The following is a 21554-nucleotide window of genomic DNA, read 5'->3' as shown; positions in this document are numbered from 1 at the left end:
GTGAAAAAACGATACGCGTGATCCTTTACGAGTACCCCTTCAACGAGCGCATCCGCACCTACCTGCGGCTGGAGCACCTGTTTCGCCGCCTGGGCGAGCTGGTACCCGCTGAATCGCCGCTGTCCCACCACTACGCCCTGATCACGATCTTCGAGATCATGGACGTCGCCGCGCGGGCCGACCTCAAGGCCGATGTCCTGCGCGACCTCGACAAGCACAAGACCGTCTTCAACAGCTACCGCGGCAACCCGGCCATTGCCGAGACGGTGCTCGACCAGGTCATCGGCCAGCTCGAGCGCAACTTCAGCGCCCTCAACGGCGTGGCCGGCAAGGCCGGGCAGGCGTTGACGGAAAACGAGTGGCTCATGAGCATCCGCAGCCGCGCCGGCATTCCGGGCGGCACCTGCGAATTCGACCTGCCCGCCTACTACGCCTGGCAGCATCGCCCGCCGGCCAGCCGCCGCGCCGACCTCGAACGCTGGTCGAACACGCTCTCGCCGCTGGCCTCGTCGATCTACCTGCTGCTCAAGCTGCTGCGCGACGCCGACGTGCCGTACAAGGTGATCGCCACCAACGGCCAGTTCCAGCAGAACCTGCCCCAGGGCCGCAGCTTCCAGCTGCTGCGCCTGCGCATCGACCCCAAGCTGGGCCTCATTCCTGAAATCAGCGGCAATCGCCTCATGGTGTCGGTGCGCCTCATGCGCCACGACAAGGACGACCGCCTGCATCAAAGCTCGGACGACGCGCCTTTCGAGCTGACCCTCTGCGCATGACCGCGGTGAACGACAAAGGCGAGCGGATCGTCCGCTGTCCCACGTGCGGCGGCGACAGCATCTACGCCCCCAGCAACGCCTACCGGCCCTTCTGCAGCGCACGCTGCAAGGGCATCGACCTGGGTGCGTGGGCCAGCGAGGAATTCCGGATGCCGGCCGAGGCGCCGCCGGACGAAGAACCCTTCGGCGACCCGAAGATCCAGTAACCCCGGCAAAAGCTACTTTGCGGCGCCGCCCTCGTCCAGCAGCGCCGGGTCGATGTACGTCGCAAAGCTGCGCGCATACCTCGGCCGAAGGTGGCCGATGTCCTTGTAGGCCGGCGAACCATCGTCCGGCATGCTGCGGATGCACTCTTCGCCCGCGCACAGGCTGGCAAACGGCTCGATGACCCGCGCACCGCTGGCTTGCGCGACCTGCTTCAGCCGCGCATTGAACAGTGCCTGGTCGTGCGGCATCGGCGCCTTGAGTCCGCTGGAGGCCCTCAGGTCACCGAGCCGGCTGCCCTCGATCTGCCGGAGCGGATCGAAATCCATACCGACCGGATTCCCGAGCACCAGATACACCGGCTTCAGCGCCGACAGCCGCTTAAGAACGTCGCCCAGCGACTTCAACGCCAGCTCGACGCCGTCTCCGTTGAGGAACGGGTGCACGGCCTGCCTGTCGTCCACGAAGTAGTTCGCCATCGGGCCGGTGCCGGTGAAATAGCAGCTCCAGCACGCGCCGATCACCACGGAATCGACCTCGGGCTTCAGCGCCAGATCCAGCACCGCCTTGCGACGCTGGTCGCAGGCCATGTCGGCGCTGCTGAACATGCCGGGCACCGGAGGGCAAGCCCCCTGGGTCGCGAAGTACGCCGTGCGCGCCAGGTCGGGCTGCGTGCGGGCCAACTCCAGCGCGCGGGGTGCGTACTGCTCGATGTGGCTGTCGCCGATCAGCAATACGTTGTGCCTGCCGCTGCCGGCCTTGTAGACGAACTGCCCGCCCAGCGCTGTCTCCTGCAGGCCCTCGTAATAGTTGTCTTCCTGCACCGCGTCGGCCACGGCCTGCAGGGCCGGGCTGTCGTGGCGAGGAAGCGGCGTGCCTGTGAAGACCAGCACGCCGGCCAGCGCCAGCGCCGCGCCGCCGCCCGCCAATCCGCGCAGCATGGCTTGCGAGAGATGCAGCTTGACGAAGCGCTCGACGAAACGATACGTGGCCCAGGCCAGCACGATCGCGGCTGCCACCATCGCGATGCGCACCTGCAGCGACGGCTCCCCGCCCGCGACGATGCGCGCATAAGAGAGCAGCGGCCAGTGCCACAGGTACAGCGGGTAGCTGATCAGGCCGATCCACACCATGAGCCTGTTCGACAGCAGGTAGCGGTTCAGCACGCCGCCCGGGCCCGCCGCAATGCAGCTGACCGCACCGAGCACCGGCACCAGGGCCCACCAGCCCGGAAACGCCCTCGTGCTGTGAACCGCGAAGAGTCCCCAGGCGATCAGCCCGATGCCGACGACGGACTGCGCATGCCGCAGCATCGCGGTGCGTGAACTGTCCGAAGCCACGGCCGGCCGCAGCCGCATGGCCGCCAGCAGGCCGCCGGCCATCAGCTCCCAGGCCCGCGAGAGCGGCGAGTAGAAGGCGGCCGCGCGGTGCGGCTGCACCGTGAGCACGTTGACCAGGAACGAAACCACGGCCACCGCCAGCGTCACCTTCAGGATCGGCCAGCGCTTTCGCCAGGCCAGCCCCAGCAGCAGGGGCCAGAAGATGTAGAACTGCTCCTCGATGCCCAGCGACCACAGGTGCAGCAGCGGCTTGGTCTCCGCCGACGCGTCGAAGTAGCCCGCCTCGCCGAGGAACACAAGGTTGGCAAAGAAGGCCGCGCCGCCGGTGGTCTGCTTGCCCAGCTGCGAGAACTCGCCCGGCAGCAGCACATACCAGCCGAACGCCAGCGTGGCGAGCAGCACGAGCACCAGCGCTGGAAAGATGCGCCGGATGCGCCGCGCATAGAAGTCGCGGTAGCTGAAGTCGCCCGCCGCCAGGCTCTGCAGAAGGATGGTCGTGATCAGGAAACCCGAGATCACGAAGAAGATGTCGACCCCGATGAAGCCGCCCGGCAGCAGGCTCGGGAACGCGTGATAGACCAGCACCGAGCCGACCGCGATGGCACGCAGGCCGTCAATGTCAGGGCGGTACTTGGGGTGCATCGTGCGCGGCGCCTCGCTCAACGCGGCTGCGCTGCGGCCGCGGCCGGCGCGGTGCGGACGGTGCGGTCGAAATAGCTCGCCTCTTCACGGGTGTAGCGCGGCCGAAGGTGATCGGCGTCCTTGTAGGCGGGCGATCCGTCGGGCATCGTGCGCAGGCACTGGTCGTTCTTGCAAAGCACCGCCATCGCGTCGATGGGCTCCGCGCCGCTTGCTTCGGCAATCGCACGCAGCCGGTCGTTGAGCTGCTTCTGGTCGGCCGGCAACGGGGCCGTCGGCGTGGAGCTCATCGCCTCCATGCGCGTCAGGCGGCTGCCTTCGATCAGGCGCTTGGGCGTGAACTCCTCGCCGCCCGGGTTGTCGAGCAGCAGGTACACCTTCTTGTGCCGCGCCAGCTCTCGCAGCGTGGCTTCCAGCGACGCGAGGGAGCGTTCGATGCCGTCGCCGCCCTGGAACGGATGGACCTTGTTGTCGGCATCGCGGAAATAGTATTCCAGCGCGCCGTGGCCGACGAAGTAGCAGTTCCAACAGCCGCCGATGACCACCGAGTCGACCTCGGGGCCCATCGCATAGGCCAGCATGGCGTCGCGCCGCTCGGCGCAGCCGATGTTCTTGTCGGCCTGAACGCCGGGCACCGCCGGGCACGCCCCCTGGGTGACGAACCAAGCCGACTTGTCCGGCATCGCCAGCGTGCGCGACAGCTCCATCACCCGCGGCGCGTACTGCTGCACGTGGCTGTCGCCCACGAACAGCACGCGCTTCGGTCCGTTGCCGGTCTTGTAGACCAGCTGCTCGCCGATCTGGTCGAGCTTGAAGCCCGCGTAGTAGTCGGCGTCCAGCGTGGCATTGGCGACGATCTGCAGCCTTTCGCTGTCATTGCGCGGCCCGGGCACGCCCAGGAAGATCGCGACGCCTGCCGCTGCCACCAGCACCATGCCCGCACCCAGCACCTTGATGGTGCCGGGGCCGGGGCGATTCCTGGCGAAGCGTTCGATGAAACGGTAGGTGCCCCAGGCCAGCAGCACGCTCGCCACCATCGCACCGGCGCGATACACCGGCGACGGATGCAGCGGATCGGCCTCCACGATGCGCACGAACGCGAGCAGCGGCCAGTGCCACAGGTACAGCGGATAGCTGATGAGGCCGATCCACACCATCACCCGGTTCGACAGCAGGTACTTGTTCAGCACGCCGTTCGGCCCGGCTGCGATGCAGCTCACCGCGCCCAGCGTGGGCAGCAGCGCCCACCAGCCCGGGAACGACTTGTTGCTGCGGATCATGACCAGCCCGAGCACGATCAGCCCCACGCCCAGCACCGACTGCGCATGGCTGCGCCAGGCATTCGGCGCAGGCGGCTTCAGCCGCATGCAGGCCAGGATGCCGCCCACCATGAGCTCCCAGAAACGGGAAGCCGGCGAGTAGAACGACGCCGCCGGCAGCGGATGGACCGTGGTCACGTTGACCAGCAGCGACACCGCCGCCACCGCCAGCACCACGCGCACGATCGGCCAGCGCTTGCGCCATGCCAGCCCCAGCAGCAGCGGCCAGAAAATGTAGAACTGCTCCTCGATGCCCAGCGACCACAGGTGCAGCAGCGGCTTGGTCTCGGCGGCCGTGTCGAAGTAGCCCGACTCGCTCCAGAACACCAGGTTGGCCACGAACGCCGAGCCGCCCACCGTCTGCTTGCCGAGCTCGGCAAACTCGTCGGACAGCAGCAGGTACCAGCCGGCGCACAGCGTCGCCAGCAGCACCACGATCAGCGCCGGGAAGATCCGCCGGATGCGCCGCTCGTAGAAGTCGCGGTAGCTGAAATCACCCGCCGCCAGGCTCTGGAGAATGATGGTCGTGATCAGGAAGCCCGAGATCACGAAGAAGATGTCGACCCCGATGAAGCCGCCCATCAGCGCCTTGGGGAAGGCGTGGTACACGACCACGGAGGCCACCGCGATCGCGCGCAGCCCGTCGATATCCGGACGGTACTTGGGGTGCATCAATCAGTCGGCCGGCGCGGCGGCCGGCTGCGGCGCGAACGGCAGCCCACGCTCCTCGGACAGCCACTGCAGCACGGGCAGCGCGCCCGGCAACACCGGCGTCACGTCCAGCGGCAACTGCTGCCAGGCCATCTGCTGGCCTTCGCGCATCTCGAATTCACCGGTCCAGGCCGTCACCTTGCACCAGTGCAGGCGCACCAGCGCATGCGGATAGTCGTGCTCGGTGATCTTCCAGACCTCGGCGCCGCCGATGGTGATGCCGAGCTCTTCCTGCAGCTCGCGCCGCAGCGCCTGTTCGACCGTTTCGCCCGCCTCGATCTTGCCGCCGGGAAATTCCCAGTAGCCCGCGTAGGCCTTGCCTTCGGGCCGGGTCGAGAGCAGCAGTGCGTCGTCCGACAGGCGGATCAGCACGCCGACGGCGACCTCCGTGTGCTTGCGCGGCTCGCTCACGCGTTGCTCCGACCCGCGTAGTCCCGCGCGAACTGGTAGGCCACGCGTCCGCTGCGCGAACCGCGCTCCAGCGCCCAGACCAGCGCCTCGGGCCGCGCCGCGGCAATGGCGGCCTCGTCCACGCCGAACGACGAGAGCCACTGGCCCACGATCGTCAGGTACTCGTTCTGGCTGAAGGGATAGAAGCTCACCCAGAGGCCGAAGCGCTCCGACAGCGAGATCTTTTCCTCGATCACCTCGCCCGGATGGACTTCGCCGTCTTCCGTGTGGGTGTACGAGAGGTTGTCCTTCATGTACTCGGGCAGCAGGTGGCGCCGGTTGCTGGTCGCGTAGATCAGCACGTTGGGCGTCGACGCCGCGATCGAGCCGTCGAGGATCGACTTCAGCGCCTTGTAGCCCGGCTCGCCCTCGTCGAAGCTCAGGTCGTCGCTGAACACGATGAATTTCTCTGGCCGCTGCGAGACCACCTCGACGATATCCGGCAGGTCGGTCAGCTCGGCCTTGTCGACCTCGATCAGGCGCAACCCCTGCGGCGCATAGGCCTGCAGGCAGGCACGGATGAGCGACGACTTGCCGGTGCCGCGCGCGCCCGTCAGCAGCACGTTGTTGGCGGGCTTGCCTTCGACGAACTGCTGCGTGTTGCGCGCGATCTTTTCCTTCTGGACGTCGATTTCCTTGAGCGAATCGAGCGACATCGCGGCCACGTGCTTCACCGGCTCGAGCACGCCGTGGCCCGAGCTGCGGCGGCGATAGCGCCAGGCGATGGATGCGTTCCAGTCGGCCGGCTCCGCCAGCGGTTGCGGCAGGATCGATTCGATGCGGTTGATCAGCTGTTCGGCGCGCTCGATCAGCCTCTGGAACTGCTCGTTCATGACCGGTAGTCGGCGTTGATGGTCACGTATTCGTGGCTGAAGTCGCAGGTCCACACGGTTTCGCTGGCGTCGCCGCGGCCCAGGCCGATGCGCACCGTGATCTCGCTCTGCTTCATCACGCGCTGGCCGTCTTCCTCGCGGTACGACGGATTGCGCCCGCCCTTGACCGCCACGTGCACGTCGTCGAGGAACAGGTCGATGCCCGTCTGGTCGAGGTCGTCGATGCCCGCATAGCCGACAGCCGCCAGGATGCGGCCCAGGTTCGGGTCGCTGGCGTAGAAGGCCGTCTTGACCAGCGGCGAATGCGCCACGGCGTAGGCCACCTGCCTGCACTCCGCGGCGTTGCGGCCGCCATCGACTTGCACGGTGATGAACTTGGTCGCGCCTTCGCCGTCGCGCACGATGGCCTGCGCCAACTGACGCGCCACGTCCTGCATGGCGGCCACCAGCGCCTTGCCGTCGGCCGAGTCGAGCGAGGTGATGGCGGCGTTGGCCGCCTTCTGCGTCGCGATGACCACGAACGAGTCGTTCGTGGAGGTGTCGCCGTCGATGGTCACGCGGTTGAACGAGGCATCCGCCAGCACCTTGGCCAGCGGCTGGATGAGCGAGGGATCGATCTTCGCGTCGGTCGCCATGAAGCCGAGCATGGTCGCCATGTTCGGGCGGATCATGCCGGCGCCCTTGCTGATGCCGGTGATGGTGACCGTCGCGCCGCCGACCTGGGCCCGCTGGCTGAAGGCCTTCGGGATGGTGTCGGTGGTCATGATGCCCTCGGCCGCGCGCGCCCAGTGGTCCGCGGAAGCATCGGCCAGCGCGGCCGGCAGGCCGGCTTCGATGCGATCGACAGGCAGCGGCTCCATGATCACGCCGGTGGAGAACGGCAGGATCTGCTCGGGCGAGATTTCCAGCTTGCGCGCCAGCGCGATGCAGGTGGAGCGCGTGCGCATCAGCCCGTCTTCGCCCGTGCCGGCGTTCGCGTTGCCGGTGTTGATCACCATCGCGCGGATGCCGTGGTTCGCGGCCAGGTGCTCGCGGCAGACCTGCACCGGCGCGGCGCAGAAACGGTTCTGGGTGAACACGCCGCCGACGGCGGAGCCTTCGTCGATCAGCACGACGGTCAGGTCCTTGCGATTGGCCTTGCGCACGCCCGCTTCGGCCACGCCGATGCGGACACCAGGCACCGCGAACAGCGCGGCGGGATCGGGAGCAGACAGGTTCACGGGCATGGGATGTCTCTTCTTAGGTTCCGGGTCTGGTCAGGTCAGCTTGCCGTGGCATTGCTTGTACTTCTTGCCGCTGCCGCAGGGGCACGGGTCGTTGCGTCCGACGCGGGCGAAGGCCAGGGCCTCGGCGCTCAGGGCGCCCGCACCCGCGGCCGCCGCGCGGCGCTGGCTTTCCTCGTCGACGCGCACCTCGACCTCGCCCGTTTCCGTTGGCGCGGTGTAGGTGATGTTGGTGACGTTCTCGCCGCGGCTCTCGAGCGCCTCGGCGGCTTCCTCGAGCTGCTCGCCCGATTGCACGCGCACCGTCATCAGCTGGCGCGTGACTTCGTTCTTGACCGAGTCGAGCAGCTGGCCGAAGAGCTCGAAGGCTTCGCGCTTGTATTCCTGCTTGGGCTGCTTCTGCGCATAGCCGCGCAGGTGGATGCCCTGGCGCAGGTAGTCGAGCGAGGCCAGGTGCTCGCGCCAGTGCGTGTCGATGCTCTGCAGCAGCACCATGCGTTCGAACTGGGTGAAGTTCTCCTGGCCGATCAGCGCCACCTTCGCGTCGAAGGTCTCGTTGGCGTGCTTGAGCACCTTCTCGACGATGTCCTCGTCGGCGATGGCTTCCGAGGCCTCGACTTCCTTCTTGAGCGGCATGTCGATGCCCCACTCGGCGAAGAGCGTCTTCTCGAGGCCTTCCAGGTCCCACTGCTCCTCGACCGATTCGCTCGGCACGTACTGGCGCACGAGGTCGGTGAAGCAGCCTTCGCGCAGGCCGGCGATCTGCGCCGTGAGGTCGCCCGCGTCGAGGATGTCGTTGCGCTGCTGGTAGATCACCTTGCGCTGGTCGTTCGACACGTCGTCGTACTCGAGCAGCTGCTTGCGGATGTCGAAGTTGCGCGCCTCGACCTTGCGCTGCGCGCTCTCGATGCTGCGCGTGACGATGCCGGCCTCGATGGCTTCGCCATCGGGCATCTTCAGGCGGTCCATGATCGCCTTGACGCGGTCGCCCGCGAAGATGCGCATCAGCGGATCGTCCAGGCTCAGGTAGAAGCGCGAGGAGCCCGGGTCGCCCTGGCGGCCCGAACGGCCGCGCAGCTGGTTGTCGATGCGGCGCGATTCATGGCGTTCGGTCGCGATGATGCGCAGGCCGCCGAGCGACTTCACGAACTCGTGGTCCTTGGTCCATTCGGCGCGCACGTGCTCGATGTCGGCCTTCTTGGTGGCTTCGTCGCGGCCTTCGTCGTTCTCGATGGCCTCGATCATCTTCTCGATATTGCCGCCCAGCACGATGTCGGTGCCGCGGCCGGCCATGTTGGTCGCGATGGTGATCATCTTCGTGCGGCCGGCCTGCGCCACGATGTCGGCCTCGCGGGCGTGCTGCTTGGCGTTCAGCACCTGGTGCGGCAGGCCGGCCTGGGTCAGCAGGCCGTCGATGATTTCGGAGTTCTCGATGGACGAGGTGCCCACCAGCACCGGCTGGCCGCGCTCGTAGCACTCGCGGATGTCCTGGATGGCCGCTTCGTATTTCTCGCGCGTGGTCTTGTAGACCCGGTCGAGCTGGTCGTCGCGCTTGCTCACGCGGTTCGGCGGAATGATCATGGTCTCCAGACCATAGATTTCCTGGAACTCGTAGGCTTCGGTGTCGGCCGTGCCGGTCATGCCGGCGAGCTTGCCGTACAGGCGGAAATAGTTCTGGAAGGTGATCGAGGCCAGCGTCTGGTTCTCGGCCTGGATTTCCACGCCTTCCTTGGCTTCCACGGCCTGGTGCAGGCCGTCGCTCCAGCGGCGCCCGGTCATGAGGCGGCCGGTGAATTCGTCGACGATGACCACTTCGCCCTGCTGCACCACGTAATGCTGGTCGCGGTGGTACAGGTGACGGGCACGCAGCGCCGCGTTCAGGTGGTGCATCAGCGTGATGTTGGCCGGGTCGTAGAGCGACGCGCCCTCGGGCAGCAGCTTGAACTCGCCCAGGATGCGCTCGGCGTTCTCGTGGCCGTCCTCGGTCAGGAACACCTGGTGGGTCTTCTCGTCGACCGTGAAGTCGCCGGGCACCGTGACGCCTTCGCCGGTGCGCGGATCGGCCTCGCCTTCCTGCTTGGTCAGCAGGGGCACCACCTTGTTGATGGCCAGGTAGAGGTCGGTGTGGTCTTCGGCCTGGCCGCTGATGATCAGCGGCGTGCGGGCCTCGTCGATCAGGATCGAGTCCACTTCGTCGACGATGGCGTAGTTCAGCCCGCGCTGGACCCGGTCGCCGGGCTCGTAGACCATGTTGTCGCGCAGGTAGTCGAAGCCGTACTCGTTGTTGGTGCCGTACGTGATGTCGCTGCCGTAGGCCTGCTGCTTCTCCTCGCGCGGCATCTGCGGCAGGTTGATGCCGACGGTGAGGCCGAGGAAGTTGTAGAGGCGGCCCATCCAGGTCGCGTCGCGGTTGGCCAGGTAGTCGTTCACCGTGACCACGTGCACGCCCTTGCCGGACAGCGCGTTCAGGTACACCGGCAGCGTGGCGGTCAGCGTCTTGCCTTCGCCGGTGCGCATTTCGGAAATCTTGCCATTGTGCAGTGCCATGCCGCCCAGCAGCTGCACGTCGAAGTGGCGCATCTTCATGACGCGCTTGGAGCCTTCGCGCACCGTGGCGAAAGCCTCCGGCAGCAGGGCGTCGAGGGTCTCGCCCTTGGCGATGCGGTCCTTGAACTCCTGCGTCTTGGCGCGCAGTGCGTCGTCGCTGAGCTTTTCGAACTCGGGTTCGAGCGCATTGATGCGTTCCACCGTCTTGCGATACTGCTTGAGCAGCCGATCGTTGCGACTGCCGAAAATCTGGGTCAGGAAGTTGGTTGCCATGGGTGGAGATGGGCGGGCGCCTGACGCGACAGGCACTTCGACCGGATTCCCTAAGATATGGTGAAAGCAGTTGGGCGCGCTTTCAATGAAAGCAAGCGGCCCTTTTTCCGGCGCGAACGTCGGCAAACCGGGCATTTTAGCTGTCTTGTTTCTAACCCCTGGATTACCCATGTATCGCCGCACTCCCCCCGCCATTTCGCTGCAGCAAGCTGCCGAAGGCTCGCCCACGCTGGGAAGCCTGATGGCGCGCGCCCGCGACACGGCGGAGCGGCTGAAAGCCGTGGAAGGCCTGATTCCACCCGCCATGCGCGGGGCTATACAGGCCGGGCCGGCCGAAGGCGACGTGTGGTGCCTGCTAGTGCAGGGCAGCGCCGCCGCCGCCAAGCTGCGCCAACTGGCGCCGATGCTGGTGACGCGGCTCAAGAACCGGGGCTGGGACGTCGCGAGCATCCGCATCAAGGTGCACACGGGGCGCTGACTTCGCCGGCCAGGCCTATATTTTTCGTCTGGAAATAGATAATATTTCCAGATGACGCCATCTCCAGCCCCTGCCGACGCCCGGCTCCTCCTGCTCGACAAGAACCAGGTCGACGCTCTCCTTCCTCCCGATGACGTGCTGCGAGCCGTCCGCGAGGCCTTCGTCCTGCACAGCGAGCGCGAAGGCCGGGTGTTCCCGGTCGTGCGCGAACCGCTGAAGACCGGCGGCGTCTTCGGCATCAAGTCGGGCGACGTGCAGGCCCAGGGCCTGCTCGGCTTCAAGGCGGCCGGCTTCTGGCCCGCCAACCGGCAGCGCGGCGGCGAGCCGCACCAGGCCACGATCCTGCTGATCGACCCGGCCACCGGCCGCCCCCTGTGCGTGATCGACGGCAACGCGGTCACGACCGTGCGCACCGGCGCGGCGGGCGGGCTCGGCCTGCAACAACTTGCGCGGCCCGACAGCACGCGCCTTTGCCTGTTCGGCACCGGCGTGCAGGCGCGCATCCAGCTCGACTTTGCGCTGCGCCTGCTGCCCTCGCTGAGCGACGTTCTCTATATGAGCGCCGACGGCCAGCGCAAGCCGGCATTCGAAGCTGCATTCGCGGGGCGCTGCAACATCGCCCCCGCCAGCGACCGCAATGCGGCCGTCGCACGCAGCGACGTGGTGATCACCGCCACCCCGGGCGGCGGTGCCCTCTTCGACCTGGAGGCCGTGCAGAGCGGCACGCACCTGAACTGCGTCGGCGCCGACACCCGCGGCAAACGCGAACTGCCCGAAGGCCTGCTGCCGCGCACGCGGCTGTTCGTCGATGACGCCACCCAGGCGCGGCAGATCGGCGAGACCCAATGGGCGCCCGACACGCAGGGCACCGAACTCGGCGACCTGCTGAGTGGAAAAACGCCCTTCCATCGAGCACCCGGAGACATCACGGTCTTCGATATGACCGGCCTCGCGCTGCAGGACCTGACCGTCGCGCGCCTGCTGCACGCGCGGGCGGACGAAACAGAATCGGGCACGCGCATCGCGTGGCCGTGGTGAGCCGGGCCGTGGCGGCGCGCTGTTAGGAGGCGCCTCCGAACAACCCGGTCATGAACTGGGTGGACTTCAGGCCCGTGCCGGTCAGCAGCGCAACCGTCGTCTCGCCGGCGCGGATGTCGCCGCGCTTCGCCAGCACCTCGATGGCCGCCGCGGCCGAGGCGGATGTCGGCTCCGCGTAGAGACCGCTCGCGGCCAACTGGCGCACCGCCGCCGCTATCTGCTCTTCGGTCAGCGCCACTGTCTTGCCGTTGGTCTCGCGCAGGGCCTGAATGATTTCCGGCAGGCGCACGGGCCGCTTGATTGCCGTGCCTTCGGCGATGGTCGGCTGCACGACGCGCTCCACCAGCGTGTCCGTGCCTGCCGTGAAGCTCGCATCGATGGGCGAGCAGTTCAGCGGCTGCGCGACGAAGATGCGCGGCAGCTTGCCGATCTGCCCCGCAGCCAGCAGTTCCTTGAAGCCGATCCAGCACCCCAGCACGTTGCTGCCCGCCCCGGTCGGAATCACCACGTTGTCGGGCGCGGCGAAGCCCAGGTCTTCCCACAGCTCATAGGCCAGCGTCTTCGTGCCCTGCAGGAAGAAGGGGTGCCAGTTGTGGCTCGCATAGAAGATGGATTCCGACTGGCGCACCGCCTCGTGCTCGGACGCCTCGCGCGGCCCCGGCACCAGTTGCACCTCGGCCCCGAAGGCGCGGATCTGGGCCACCTTGGGCGCCGGCGTGTAGCTCGGCGCCAGCACCTTCACGCGCATGCCCGCCGCCGCGCCAGCCGCGGCAATGGCCGCGCCGCCGTTGCCCGAGCTGTCTTCCAGCACCGCATCGACGCCGATCTGGCGCAGGAACGACATCATCACGGCCGCGCCGCGGTCCTTGAAGCTGCAGGTCGGATTGAACCATTCGAGCTTGAAGTACGGCGCGAGCCCGCCCCAGCGCTTTTGCACCAGCGGCGTACAGCCTTCGCCCATGCTCGCCGGGTTCTCGATGGCCACCGGCAGCGACGCGCGGTAGCGCCAGAGAGAACGCGCGCGCGAATCGATGTCGTCGCGCGAGATGCCGGGCAGCGGCGTGACGAGCATCGGGTTGCCGTCGTCGGAGCGCCAGCGGCGCTCCGACAGTTCGTGATGCCTGCCGGTGCGCGGATCGACGTAGCGCGCGCGTTCTTTCGAGGTCATTCGCGACTCCATGGACAAAACTGGATAATACATCCAACTCTATACTTTTTGTATAATTTGGATTATTAGTCCAGCGCTGGATACATTCCATGCGATGAAAAAGAAGTCGAACAAGCAGGTGCTCGAGATGCTGCGCAGCATGGCCGAAGGCCTGGGCGAAACCTTCGCGCCCTTCTGCGAAGTGGTGGTGCACGACCTGAGCAATCCGAAGAACGCGATCTACGCCATCGAAAACAGCCTGAGCGGCCGCGAAGTGGGCGAGTCGGTCACCGAGCTGGGCCTGGCGCGCATCCGCGACCCGGAGTTCCCGGCGGTGATCTCGAACTACGCCAACACTTTTCCGGACGGGCGCAAGGTCAAGAGCACCTCGATCGGCATCAAGGACGAGAGCGGCGAGTACGTGGCGGCGCTGTGCCTGAACGTCGACCTCACGCTGTTCCAGAGCTTCCAGGGCGCGATCTCGCAGTTCACCCGCATCGACGACAAGGAAGTGCACGAGCACATCGAGGCCGGCGGCAACCACACGGACCGCATCCATGCGCGCATCGACGAATTCGCGGCCGCGCGCGCGACCACCTCGCGCTCGCTCAAGCCGGCGGACCGCAAGCAGCTGGTGCAGGACCTGAAGAAGGCGGGCCTGCTGGAAGTCCGCCGCGGCGCCGAGATTGCCGCGGCGCACATGGGCGTGTCGCGCGCCACCGTCTACAGCGACGCCAGATAGCCGGGCCGGCGGCCCGCCGCTGGAACCGATGGCGCGAAATCGGGCCGCGTGTCAGGCCGCTGGATCTGGCCAGCTCGGGTCGCTCGACGCGCTGGCGGTCAGCATCAGCACCACGCGTGCGTCGGCCGCGACGGCGTTGCTCTCGCGCAGTTTCTTCAGCGCGGCAAGGCCACCTGCGGAACACAGCTCGGCGCTCACGCCGGCCGCGGTGAGCAGGCGGCGCGCCTCGCGGGCTTCTTCGTCGCCCACCACCACCGCGCCGCCGCGGGTGGCGGTCGCGGCCTGCCATTGCAGGTAGGTCACGGTGGCGCCGGCGGTCGAGAACTGCGCGGTGTGGCCGGGGTAGCTGCCGTTGATCGCACCGCCCGCCAGCACCCGCGACAGCCGCGCGAACGGCTCCACGAGCCACAGCTGCGGCATGCGTGCAATGCGCCCCGCCGCCATCAGGTCGCGAAAGCCCGCGTAGATGCCCCAGGCCAGGTCGCCCCGTGCGGTGGGAATGACGATGTGGTCGGGCAGGCCGCCTTCGGTCACGCATTCGAGGGCGATGGGCTTGTAGCCCTCGATCGCCAGCGGTGCGCTGCCCAGCGCGGGCAACCGGTAGTTGGTCAGCGCGAAGTAGCCCGGGTGCTGCGAACGCTCGCGCACGAAGGCCCAGCGGCCCGCGTTGTCGGCGAACACATAGCGCCGCGCGCCCAGCGCATCGAGTTGGCGTGCGTAGGTGGCGGGCAAGCCCTCGTAGGTGGCCACCTCGCAGCCCAGGCCCGCGGCCCAGGCATAGTGCGCCGCCGACACTGCCGCGTTGCCCGAAGAGGCCAGCACCAGCGTGTGCGCATCGAAATCGAAGGCCTGCGCCACCCCTACCGCGGTCATGCGGTCCTTGTGAGAGCCGGTCGGATTGCACGACTCGTCCTTGAGCGCCAGGCCCGCGATGCCGAATTGCCTTGCCAGTTCAGGCATCTCCTGCAGCGGCGTGTTGCCCTCGCCCAGCGTGAAGCCCTGCCCATAGGGCATGGGCAGGGTATCGGCCGGGCCGTCGGGCAGGTAGCTGGCGCGCAGAGCGACGTGAACGCCTTCGCGCTTGCAGGCCTGGCAGCCGTCGTGGGTCAGCGTGACCGGGTAGAGCGCGTCGCATCGCAGGCACTGCAGGCCACGCAGGCGTGGGTTGCGCAGGGGCTTGGGGGTGCGGTCCCGGACCATGCCCGGCGAAGCGCCCGAATGGGGGGCCGAATGAGGGGCCGAAGGATCCGCTGGCGGTGCTGCGAACTTGAAGTCCAGAACTGGCGATGTCGTCACGAGCGTCTTGCGTTGTAGGTTGTGCCCAAATCTTATGCAATAAGAAATAAAATTACGCAGCCCCAGATACTCAACCGATAACAAAACTTATCGATGCGCTTCGCCGAAATCGAGACCTTCCGGGCCCTGATGCGCGGCGGTTCCACGCGCAAGGCGGCCGCCCTGCTGCAGCTGACGCAGCCTGCCATCAGCCAGTCGCTCAAGCGTCTCGAAGCACAGGCGGGCATGCTGCTTTTCGAGCGAACGGGCGGCCGGCTGGTGCCCACGCCCGAGGCGCGCGCCCTGTGGATCGAGGTCGAACGGGTGTTCATCGGCATGGACGCCATCGAGCACCGGGTGCGCAGCCTGCGCGACTTCGGCGTGAGCCAGCTCGAGCTGAGCTGCTTCCCGGCCTACGGCCTGGGCTTCGTGCCGCGTGCACTGGCACGGCTGAAGGCGCACCGCGGCGCAAGCCCCTGGCCGCAGGTGTCGCTGCAGGTGCTGAGCTCCAAGGACGTGCGCGACCGCGTGGCCATGGGCATCTCCGACTTCGGCCTGATGGCCGACGAGTTGTCTCTCGAGGGCATCGACCATTCGACATTCGCGCGCTTTCCCGGCGTGGTGGTGATGCCGCCGGACCACGCGCTCGCGCGCTTCAAGACCATCAAGCCGGAGCAACTGGCCGAAGCGCCCTTCATCGCGCTGAACCCGGAAGACCCTTCGCACCAGCGGCTCGAGGCCGCACTGGCGCCCCACGGGGTGGCGCTGCGCGTGCTGGTGCAGACGCCCTACGCGGCAAGCGTGTGCGAAATGGCCCTGCGCGGCCTGGGAGTGGGCATGGTCAACCCGATCACCGCGCTCGACTATGCGGAGCACGGCCTGGTGGTGCGCAAATTCTCGGTCGACGTGTACTTCACCTGCCTGCTGGCCATGCCCGCGGGCAAGGTGCTGTCGGCCACCGCGCGCGACTTCATCTCGCTGATGCGCCAGCAACTGGCCGAAGACGAAAAGCGGATCCTGCGCTACCTGCGCTGACGGCGCTTCACTTCCAGGTGAACTCGTGGTTGAGCCCGACCACGAAGCCGCGCACGCCCTGCGAGCCGGTGCGCGAGGTGCTCACGTCCACGCTGATGAGCGGCGTGAGGCTGAAGCGCCCGCCGATGCGCGAGGTCCACTCGCCCGCCGCGCGGTTGCGCTCCGCGATGAGCGACACGGTGTCGTTTAGAGCCCATTCGACGGCGGCGCCGCCGCGGGGTGTGCGAACGCCGGTGCCCGGCGCCCAGTCGGCACCCAGGTTCACATGCACCTGCAGGCTGCTGGCGGGCCGCCAGGTCATCGGCACGACGAACTGCCCGCCGGTGCGGCCGCCGCGCTTCAGGTCGGAAACGGTGCTCGCGGACAAGGCCGCGCTGAACGGCGCGTCCGGCGCCTGTCCGAGGAAGTTCCATTTGAGCTGCAATCCCCCGGTGAGCGAATGCACGCCCGCCACCGAACTGCGGTCGAAGTTCAGGCCCAGTTCGACCGGTCCGACCCGGCAGGCCGGCCCGAAGTGAAAGCCCGTGACCGGCTCCGCGCCGGCGCGGCCCCACCAGGTTTCGTATTGGCATTGGCCCGGGTCGAGCATGCCTGCGTCGTCGACATCGAAATGCCCGGACGCCTGCGCGCCCAGACTCGCGAATGCGAGGCAGGAAGCGGCAAGCGTTGCGCCGCGGTGCGGCGGTGGAGTCGTGGTTCTTTGCCTGTTGTTCTTCATGGAGCGCATGCCCGGAGCCCTCGAACCATTCTAGGGACGCCGAAAGTCGACGCCATGACGCGGCGCAACCGGCCCCGCTGAAGCGCTCAGATCTCGAACTGCGGCTGCAGCTCCCGGATGCGCTTGATGGCCACGCCCGCGGCGGCCGTGCGCGTCTCGACGCCGAGCTTCACGTAAACCCGCTCCAGGTGCTTCTTGGCGGTGGCCGGGCTGCTGCCCAGGATTTCGCCGATGTCCTTGTTGGTCTTGCCCTTGACCACCCAGTAGAGCACCTCGGCCTCGCGCGCCGTGAGCTTCAGGCTCAGGCTCATGGCCTCGATCACGCCGGTGCCGGACACCTCCCGCATGATGATCATCCACTCGTCGCCGTCGTCGTCGCTGCCGGTCTGCTGGTGCAGCCGCAGCGTGAGGCTGCCGGCGCCCTGCGCAATGGACAGCGGCGGCGGCTCGATGCCGCGCTGCCGCGCATCGGGCGCATGCCTGCGCAGCCACTCGAGCACGGCGGGCGGCGTCTCCGGCGCGCGGGTCTCGCAGTAGCGCTCCAGCAGGTCGCGCGCCAGCGCCGTCTGCCAGATCAACCGGCCCTCGGGCAGCCTCACCGTGATGCTGGCGTAGCCGAAGGCGTCGAGCGCATTGCGCGCCTGCCCGGCCTGCTGCGCGTCCTGACGGGCGCGTCGCGCGCCCTGCAGGTGCACGTTCATGCGCGCCAGCACCTCCTTCGGCTTGATGGGCTTGGTGACGTAGTCGACACCGCCCGCCTCCAGCGCGGCCACCAGGTGCTCGGTCTCGGTCAGGCCGGTCATGAACACGATGGGAATGTGCGCCGTGGCGGCATCGGCCTTGAGCCGGCGCGCCACCTCGAAGCCGTCGATGCCCGGCATCATCGCGTCGAGCAGCACGATGTCGGGCCGGGCCTGCGCGGCGCGCTGCAGGGCCTGCTCCCCGTTGGTGGCGATCAGCACCGTGTAGCCCGATTCGTCGAGCGCGTCGTGCAGCACCGCGAGGTTGTCGGGCACGTCGTCCACGATCAGCACGAGGTCGCTGTTGGCGCCCTGCTGCTCGCGCAGCGTGCGGGCAAGCGGCGATGTTTCCATGGTCGGGTTCGAAGGGTTGGTCGTGGTCATGGCGCGCTCACTGCCGCCTCTGCCAGCGCGCGGCTCATGGCCTCGAACTGGAACTGCCGGGCCAGCACGCGCTGGGCTTCGGTCCACGCCATGCATTCGGGCTGCGCGGCGTCGATGTCGTCGAGCTGGTTCATGATGCCGCGGAAGTAGCCGAGGCTCACCGCTTCCTCCAGCGCTCGCAGGCGAGGCAGCGACGGCGCCTGCAAGGCGCGCGGCGGCACCGCGGCGGCCGGCGTGGCGGCGGCGGTGTCGGTCCATTGCAGCCCCAGCCTGCGCTCCAGCCAGTCGAGCAGTTCGGTATGCCGCACCGGCTTGACGAAGAAATCCTCGGGCGCGATGCCGACGTCGTTGTCGAGCCCCTTGTCGAAGGCGTTGGCGGAAACGATGGCCACCGACGCCCCGGTCAGCCCCAGCTTGCGCGCGCGGCGGATGGTCTCCCAGCCGTCGATGCCGGGCATCGCGAGGTCGACGAACATCGCGTCGGGCCGGTAGCCGGCGGCGATCAGGTCCAGCGCGTCGTGCCCGCTGGCCGCGCTGCGCAGCTCGAAGCCCAGCGGCGCGAGCACATGGCCCAGCAGGTCGCGGTCGGCCTCCTCGTTGTCGACCACCAGCAGGCGGCGGCGCGGTCCCTGGTAGCCGCGCCGCGCGCGCTGCACCGGCACCGGCCGCCCGGTGCCGGCCGCCGTGTCATGCACGCGCGGCAGGAACAGGCGCACGCAGAACAGCGAGCCCTCGCCCGGCGTGCTTCGCACCTTCATCTCGCCGCCCATCAAGTCGGTCAGCATCTTCGCGATGGTGAGCCCCAGCCCCGCGCCCGGCGCGGCCGACGCGCCCGCGGCATTGCCGCGCGCAAAGGGCTCGAAGATGCGCTCGATGTCCTCGGGCGGCATGCCGGGGCCCGTGTCCTCGATCTCGACCGAGGCGAATTCGCGCGCATAGGCCAGCCGCAGCGTGACCTGCCCCGCCGCCGTGAACTTGATCGCGTTGCCCAGCAGGTTGATGAGGATCTGCAGCACGCGCTTTTCGTCGGCGCGCACCACCTCCGGCAAGGGGCCCGCGGCCTCGAAGCGGAACTGCAGTCCCTTCTCCGCCGCCTGCAGCTCGAACATGTCGGCCAGCTCGCGCAGCGTGTCGGCAAAGCGCATCGGCCGCGCATGCAGCGTGAGCTTGCCGGCCTCGATGTGCGCGATGGCCAGCGTGCCTTCGATCAGCGACAGCAGATGCTCCCCGCCGCGCTTGATGACCGCCACCGCCTGCTGCCGGTGCGGCGGCACCGACTGGTCCTCGCCCATCAGCTGCGCATAGCCCAGGATGCTGTTGAGCGGCGTGCGCAGCTCGTGGCTGATGGCGCTGATGTAGCGGCTCTTGGCCTGGTTGGCCTGGTCGGCGGCCTGCTTGGCGAGTTCGGCCGCGAGCTTGGCGTGCTCGGCCACTTCGCGCGCCTCGTCGGCCGCCTGCTTGGCCGCCTGCAGCGCGCGGTCGGTCTCGCGGTGCAGCTCGATCTCGCGCACCAGCAGGTGCGTCTGGCGGTTCGACTCTTCCTGCGCCACCTTTCGGCTCTGGTGCGCGAGCACCAGCCACCACGCCACGATGCCCGCGATGACCAGCAGCGCCATGTAGGCCTTCAGGAAGCCCGAGCGCAGCGACAGCTTCTGCACGCCCGCCAGCGCCGCGGCCACGTCGGCCTGCGAGGCCAGCTCCAGCGCGCCTTCGCCGAACGCGCGCAGCTCCTGCTGGTAGAGCACGCCGAACACCACCGCCAGCAGCGGCACGATGATGAGCATCAGCAGCAGGAAATGCCCGAGCCCGGTGTCCAGGTAGCGCCAGCTGCGCCGCGGCAGCAGCCAGCGCAGCACCGCCGACCACTGCGCCGACAGGCTCGCATGCGGCTTGCACAGGTCGCCGCAGCGGGCGTCGAGCGTGCAGCACAGCGAGCAGATCGCGCCCTGGTAGGCCGGGCAGTGCGCCATGTCGGGCCCTTCGTACTCGCGCTCGCAGATCACGCAGTGCTGCACCTTCAGGCGGCGATAGCTGTCGTCGTGCGCCACCTTCGCCCAGCGCACCGCGCGCGGGCCCGGCGCGGGCGCGAAGGCCACGGCGCCGTTCGCCCACGAGCCGCGCGCCAGGTAGTACTTGCCGCCCGTGGCCCACGCCAGCAGCGGCGAGGCCACCAGCGCCGTGCCGAGCGCGATCAGCGCCGAGAACGCCTGCGCCAGCGGCCCGAACACGCCCAGGTGCGCGGTGATCGACAGCACGGAGGCCAGCGCCATCGCGCCCACGCCCACCGGGTTGATGTCCCACAGGTGCGCCCGCTTGAACTCGATGCCCGGCGGCGACAGCCCCAGCGGCTTGTTGATGACGAGGTCGGCCACCACGGCCATCATCCAGGCGATGGCGATGTTGGCGAACAGGCCAAGCACGTCGCCCAGCGCCTCGAACACGTTCATCTCCATCAGCATGAAGGCGATCAGCGCGTTGAACACCACCCACACCACACGCCCCGGGTGGCTGTGCGCCACGCGCGAGAAGAAGTTGCTCCAGGCCAGCGAGCCCGCATAGGCGTTGGTCACGTTGATCTTGAGCTGGGAGATCACCACGAACAGCGCCGTGGCCGCCACCGCCCAGCCGTAGTTCGGAAACACGTACTCGTAGGCCGCGAGGTACATCTGGTTCGGGTCGACCGCGCGATCGGCCGGCACCATGTGCGTGATCGCCAGGTAGGCCAGCAGCGCCCCGCCCAGCATCTTGAGCACGCCCAACACCACCCAGCCAGGACCGCCGGCCAGCACCCCGGCCCACCAGCGGCGCGCCGTGGCCGCGGTGCGCGCAGGCATGAAGCGAAGGTAGTCGGCCTGCTCGCCCATCTGCGTGATCAGCGCGATGCCGACGGTGAGTGCGGCGCCAAAAAGGTGCAGATTGAAGCCCTGCGTGCCCGGCCTGACACCGTTGTAGTGCACGATGCCCGCAAAAGCACCAGGATCGCGCATCAGCACATAGCCGAAAGGCACCACCAGCATCAGCAGCCACAGCGGTTGCGTCCACAGCTGCAGCCGGCTGATGGCCGACACCCCGTGCGTGACCAGCGGAATCACCACCAGCGCGCACACCAGGTAGCCCCATACCGGCGGAATGCCCAGCGCCAGCTCCAGCGCATAGGCCATCACCGCCGCCTCGAGCGCGAAGAAGATGAAGGTGAAGCTCGCGTAGATCAGCGAAGTGAGCGTGGAGCCGATGTAGCCGAAGCCGGCGCCTCGCGTGAGCAGGTCCATGTCGACGCCGTAGCGCGCCGCGTACACGCTGATCGGCAGGCCGGCCAGGAAGATGATGAGCCCCGTCGCCAGGATCGCCCAGAAGGCGTTGGCAAAGCCGTACTGCACCAGCAGCGTGGCGCCCACCGCCTCCAGGATCAGGAACGACGCCGCCCCGAAGGCCGTGTTGGCCACCCGCCATTCGGACCACTTGCGAAAGCGCTGCGGGGTGTAGCGCAGGGCGTAGTCTTCCAGCGTTTCGCTGGCGACCCAGCTGTTGTAGTCGCGCCGCACCTTGACGATGCGCTGGGGGGCGTCGTCGGGAGTGGTGGGTACGGCATCAGGGTTCACACCGTTTCGGTGCATCTTCCGTGCCATCCGTACGGCTTTTGGCGAACAGGGCACGACTGTTGCAAAGAAGCCAGCTTGCCCATAAT

General features: G+C 68.0%; 17 protein-coding genes. 6 read left to right on the top strand and 11 right to left on the bottom strand.

Going from position 1 to position 21554, the window contains the following annotated elements; translation table 11 throughout:
- Positions 1-17 precede the first annotated feature (17 nt).
- Together zapD and C4F17_RS24755 are read left to right on the top strand one after the other, a co-directional pair.
- Positions 18-773, top strand: a complete 756-nt coding sequence (gene zapD / locus C4F17_RS24760) for a cell division protein ZapD (RefSeq protein WP_081267923.1) — start codon at positions 18-20, stop codon at positions 771-773.
- Complete coding sequence (locus C4F17_RS24755; RefSeq protein ID WP_081267922.1) at positions 770-979, top strand: DNA gyrase inhibitor YacG; 210 nt, start codon at positions 770-772, stop codon at positions 977-979. Before zapD ends, C4F17_RS24755 begins: the two co-directional genes overlap by 4 nt.
- 12 nt (positions 980-991) lie before the next feature.
- On the opposite strand, the gene C4F17_RS24750 is transcribed toward C4F17_RS24755, so the two are convergent.
- Genes C4F17_RS24750 through secA form a run of 6 tightly spaced genes read right to left on the bottom strand, consistent with a single transcriptional unit; the run spans position 992 to position 10312 of the window.
- Positions 992-2959, bottom strand: a complete 1968-nt coding sequence (locus tag C4F17_RS24750; RefSeq protein WP_106937699.1) for an acyltransferase family protein — start codon at positions 2957-2959, stop codon at positions 992-994.
- Positions 2960-2976: 17 nt separating this feature from the next.
- The gene (locus C4F17_RS24745) at positions 2977-4947 is read right to left on the bottom strand and encodes an acyltransferase family protein (RefSeq protein ID WP_106937698.1); all 1971 of its coding nucleotides are present in this window, start codon (positions 4945-4947) and stop codon (positions 2977-2979) included.
- Between the two features lie 3 nt (positions 4948-4950).
- Positions 4951-5397 carry an NUDIX domain-containing protein gene (locus C4F17_RS24740; RefSeq protein ID WP_081267921.1) on the bottom strand — a complete coding sequence of 149 codons (447 nt, stop codon included), beginning with the start codon at positions 5395-5397 and terminating at the stop codon, positions 4951-4953.
- The gene (locus C4F17_RS24735; protein WP_081267920.1) at positions 5394-6269 is read right to left on the bottom strand and encodes an ATP-binding protein; all 876 of its coding nucleotides are present in this window, start codon (positions 6267-6269) and stop codon (positions 5394-5396) included. Before C4F17_RS24735 ends, C4F17_RS24740 begins: the two co-directional genes overlap by 4 nt.
- Positions 6266-7495, bottom strand: coding sequence for a bifunctional glutamate N-acetyltransferase/amino-acid acetyltransferase ArgJ (argJ, locus tag C4F17_RS24730; RefSeq protein ID WP_106937021.1), 1230 nt, complete (start codon positions 7493-7495; stop codon positions 6266-6268). Before argJ ends, C4F17_RS24735 begins: the two co-directional genes overlap by 4 nt.
- A gap of 30 nt (positions 7496-7525) precedes the next feature.
- Entirely contained in the window at positions 7526-10312 is a 2787-nt protein-coding gene (gene secA, locus C4F17_RS24725) for a preprotein translocase subunit SecA (RefSeq protein WP_106937020.1), read from the bottom strand.
- Between the two features lie 169 nt (positions 10313-10481).
- Here secA and C4F17_RS24720 point away from each other — a divergent pair, with 169 nt between their 5' ends.
- Positions 10482-10790, top strand: a complete 309-nt coding sequence (locus C4F17_RS24720; protein ID WP_081267917.1) for a hypothetical protein — start codon at positions 10482-10484, stop codon at positions 10788-10790.
- Positions 10791-10841: 51 nt separating this feature from the next.
- On the top strand, positions 10842-11828 hold the full coding sequence (locus tag C4F17_RS24715) for an ornithine cyclodeaminase family protein (RefSeq protein WP_106937019.1): 987 nt from the start codon (positions 10842-10844) through the stop codon (positions 11826-11828).
- A gap of 22 nt (positions 11829-11850) precedes the next feature.
- On the opposite strand, the gene C4F17_RS24710 is transcribed toward C4F17_RS24715, so the two are convergent.
- Positions 11851-12996: a threonine synthase gene (locus C4F17_RS24710; RefSeq protein ID WP_106937018.1), complete on the bottom strand. Its 1146-nt coding sequence runs from the start codon at positions 12994-12996 to the stop codon at positions 11851-11853.
- A 94-nt stretch (positions 12997-13090) separates the two neighbouring features.
- On the opposite strand from C4F17_RS24710, the gene C4F17_RS24705 reads away from it, so the two are divergent.
- Positions 13091-13717, top strand: a complete 627-nt coding sequence (locus C4F17_RS24705; RefSeq protein ID WP_106937017.1) for a helix-turn-helix transcriptional regulator — start codon at positions 13091-13093, stop codon at positions 13715-13717.
- A 51-nt stretch (positions 13718-13768) separates the two neighbouring features.
- Here the strand turns inward: C4F17_RS24705 and C4F17_RS24700 are convergent, their stop codons facing one another.
- Positions 13769-15013, bottom strand: coding sequence for a pyridoxal-phosphate dependent enzyme (locus C4F17_RS24700; RefSeq protein WP_106937016.1), 1245 nt, complete (start codon positions 15011-15013; stop codon positions 13769-13771).
- Between the two features lie 93 nt (positions 15014-15106).
- Here C4F17_RS24700 and C4F17_RS24695 point away from each other — a divergent pair, with 93 nt between their 5' ends.
- Positions 15107-16027, top strand: coding sequence for a LysR substrate-binding domain-containing protein (locus C4F17_RS24695; RefSeq protein ID WP_106937015.1), 921 nt, complete (start codon positions 15107-15109; stop codon positions 16025-16027).
- A gap of 7 nt (positions 16028-16034) precedes the next feature.
- On the opposite strand, the gene C4F17_RS24690 is transcribed toward C4F17_RS24695, so the two are convergent.
- The 3 genes from C4F17_RS24690 to C4F17_RS24680 form a co-directional block, all read right to left on the bottom strand.
- A complete protein-coding gene (locus tag C4F17_RS24690; protein ID WP_234382367.1) occupies positions 16035-16754 on the bottom strand; it encodes a hypothetical protein in 720 nt (239 codons plus the stop codon).
- A 77-nt stretch (positions 16755-16831) separates the two neighbouring features.
- On the bottom strand, positions 16832-17869 hold the full coding sequence (locus C4F17_RS24685) for a response regulator transcription factor (RefSeq protein ID WP_409196158.1): 1038 nt from the start codon (positions 17867-17869) through the stop codon (positions 16832-16834).
- The gene (locus C4F17_RS24680; protein WP_081267969.1) at positions 17866-21483 is read right to left on the bottom strand and encodes a hybrid sensor histidine kinase/response regulator; all 3618 of its coding nucleotides are present in this window, start codon (positions 21481-21483) and stop codon (positions 17866-17868) included. Before C4F17_RS24680 ends, C4F17_RS24685 begins: the two co-directional genes overlap by 4 nt.
- Positions 21484-21554: the final 71 nt, after the last annotated feature.

The sequence above is a fragment of the Variovorax sp. PMC12 genome (assembly GCF_003019815.1).
GTDB lineage: Bacteria > Pseudomonadota > Gammaproteobacteria > Burkholderiales > Burkholderiaceae_C > Variovorax.
This window is presented reverse-complemented; position numbering and strand designations above follow the sequence as displayed.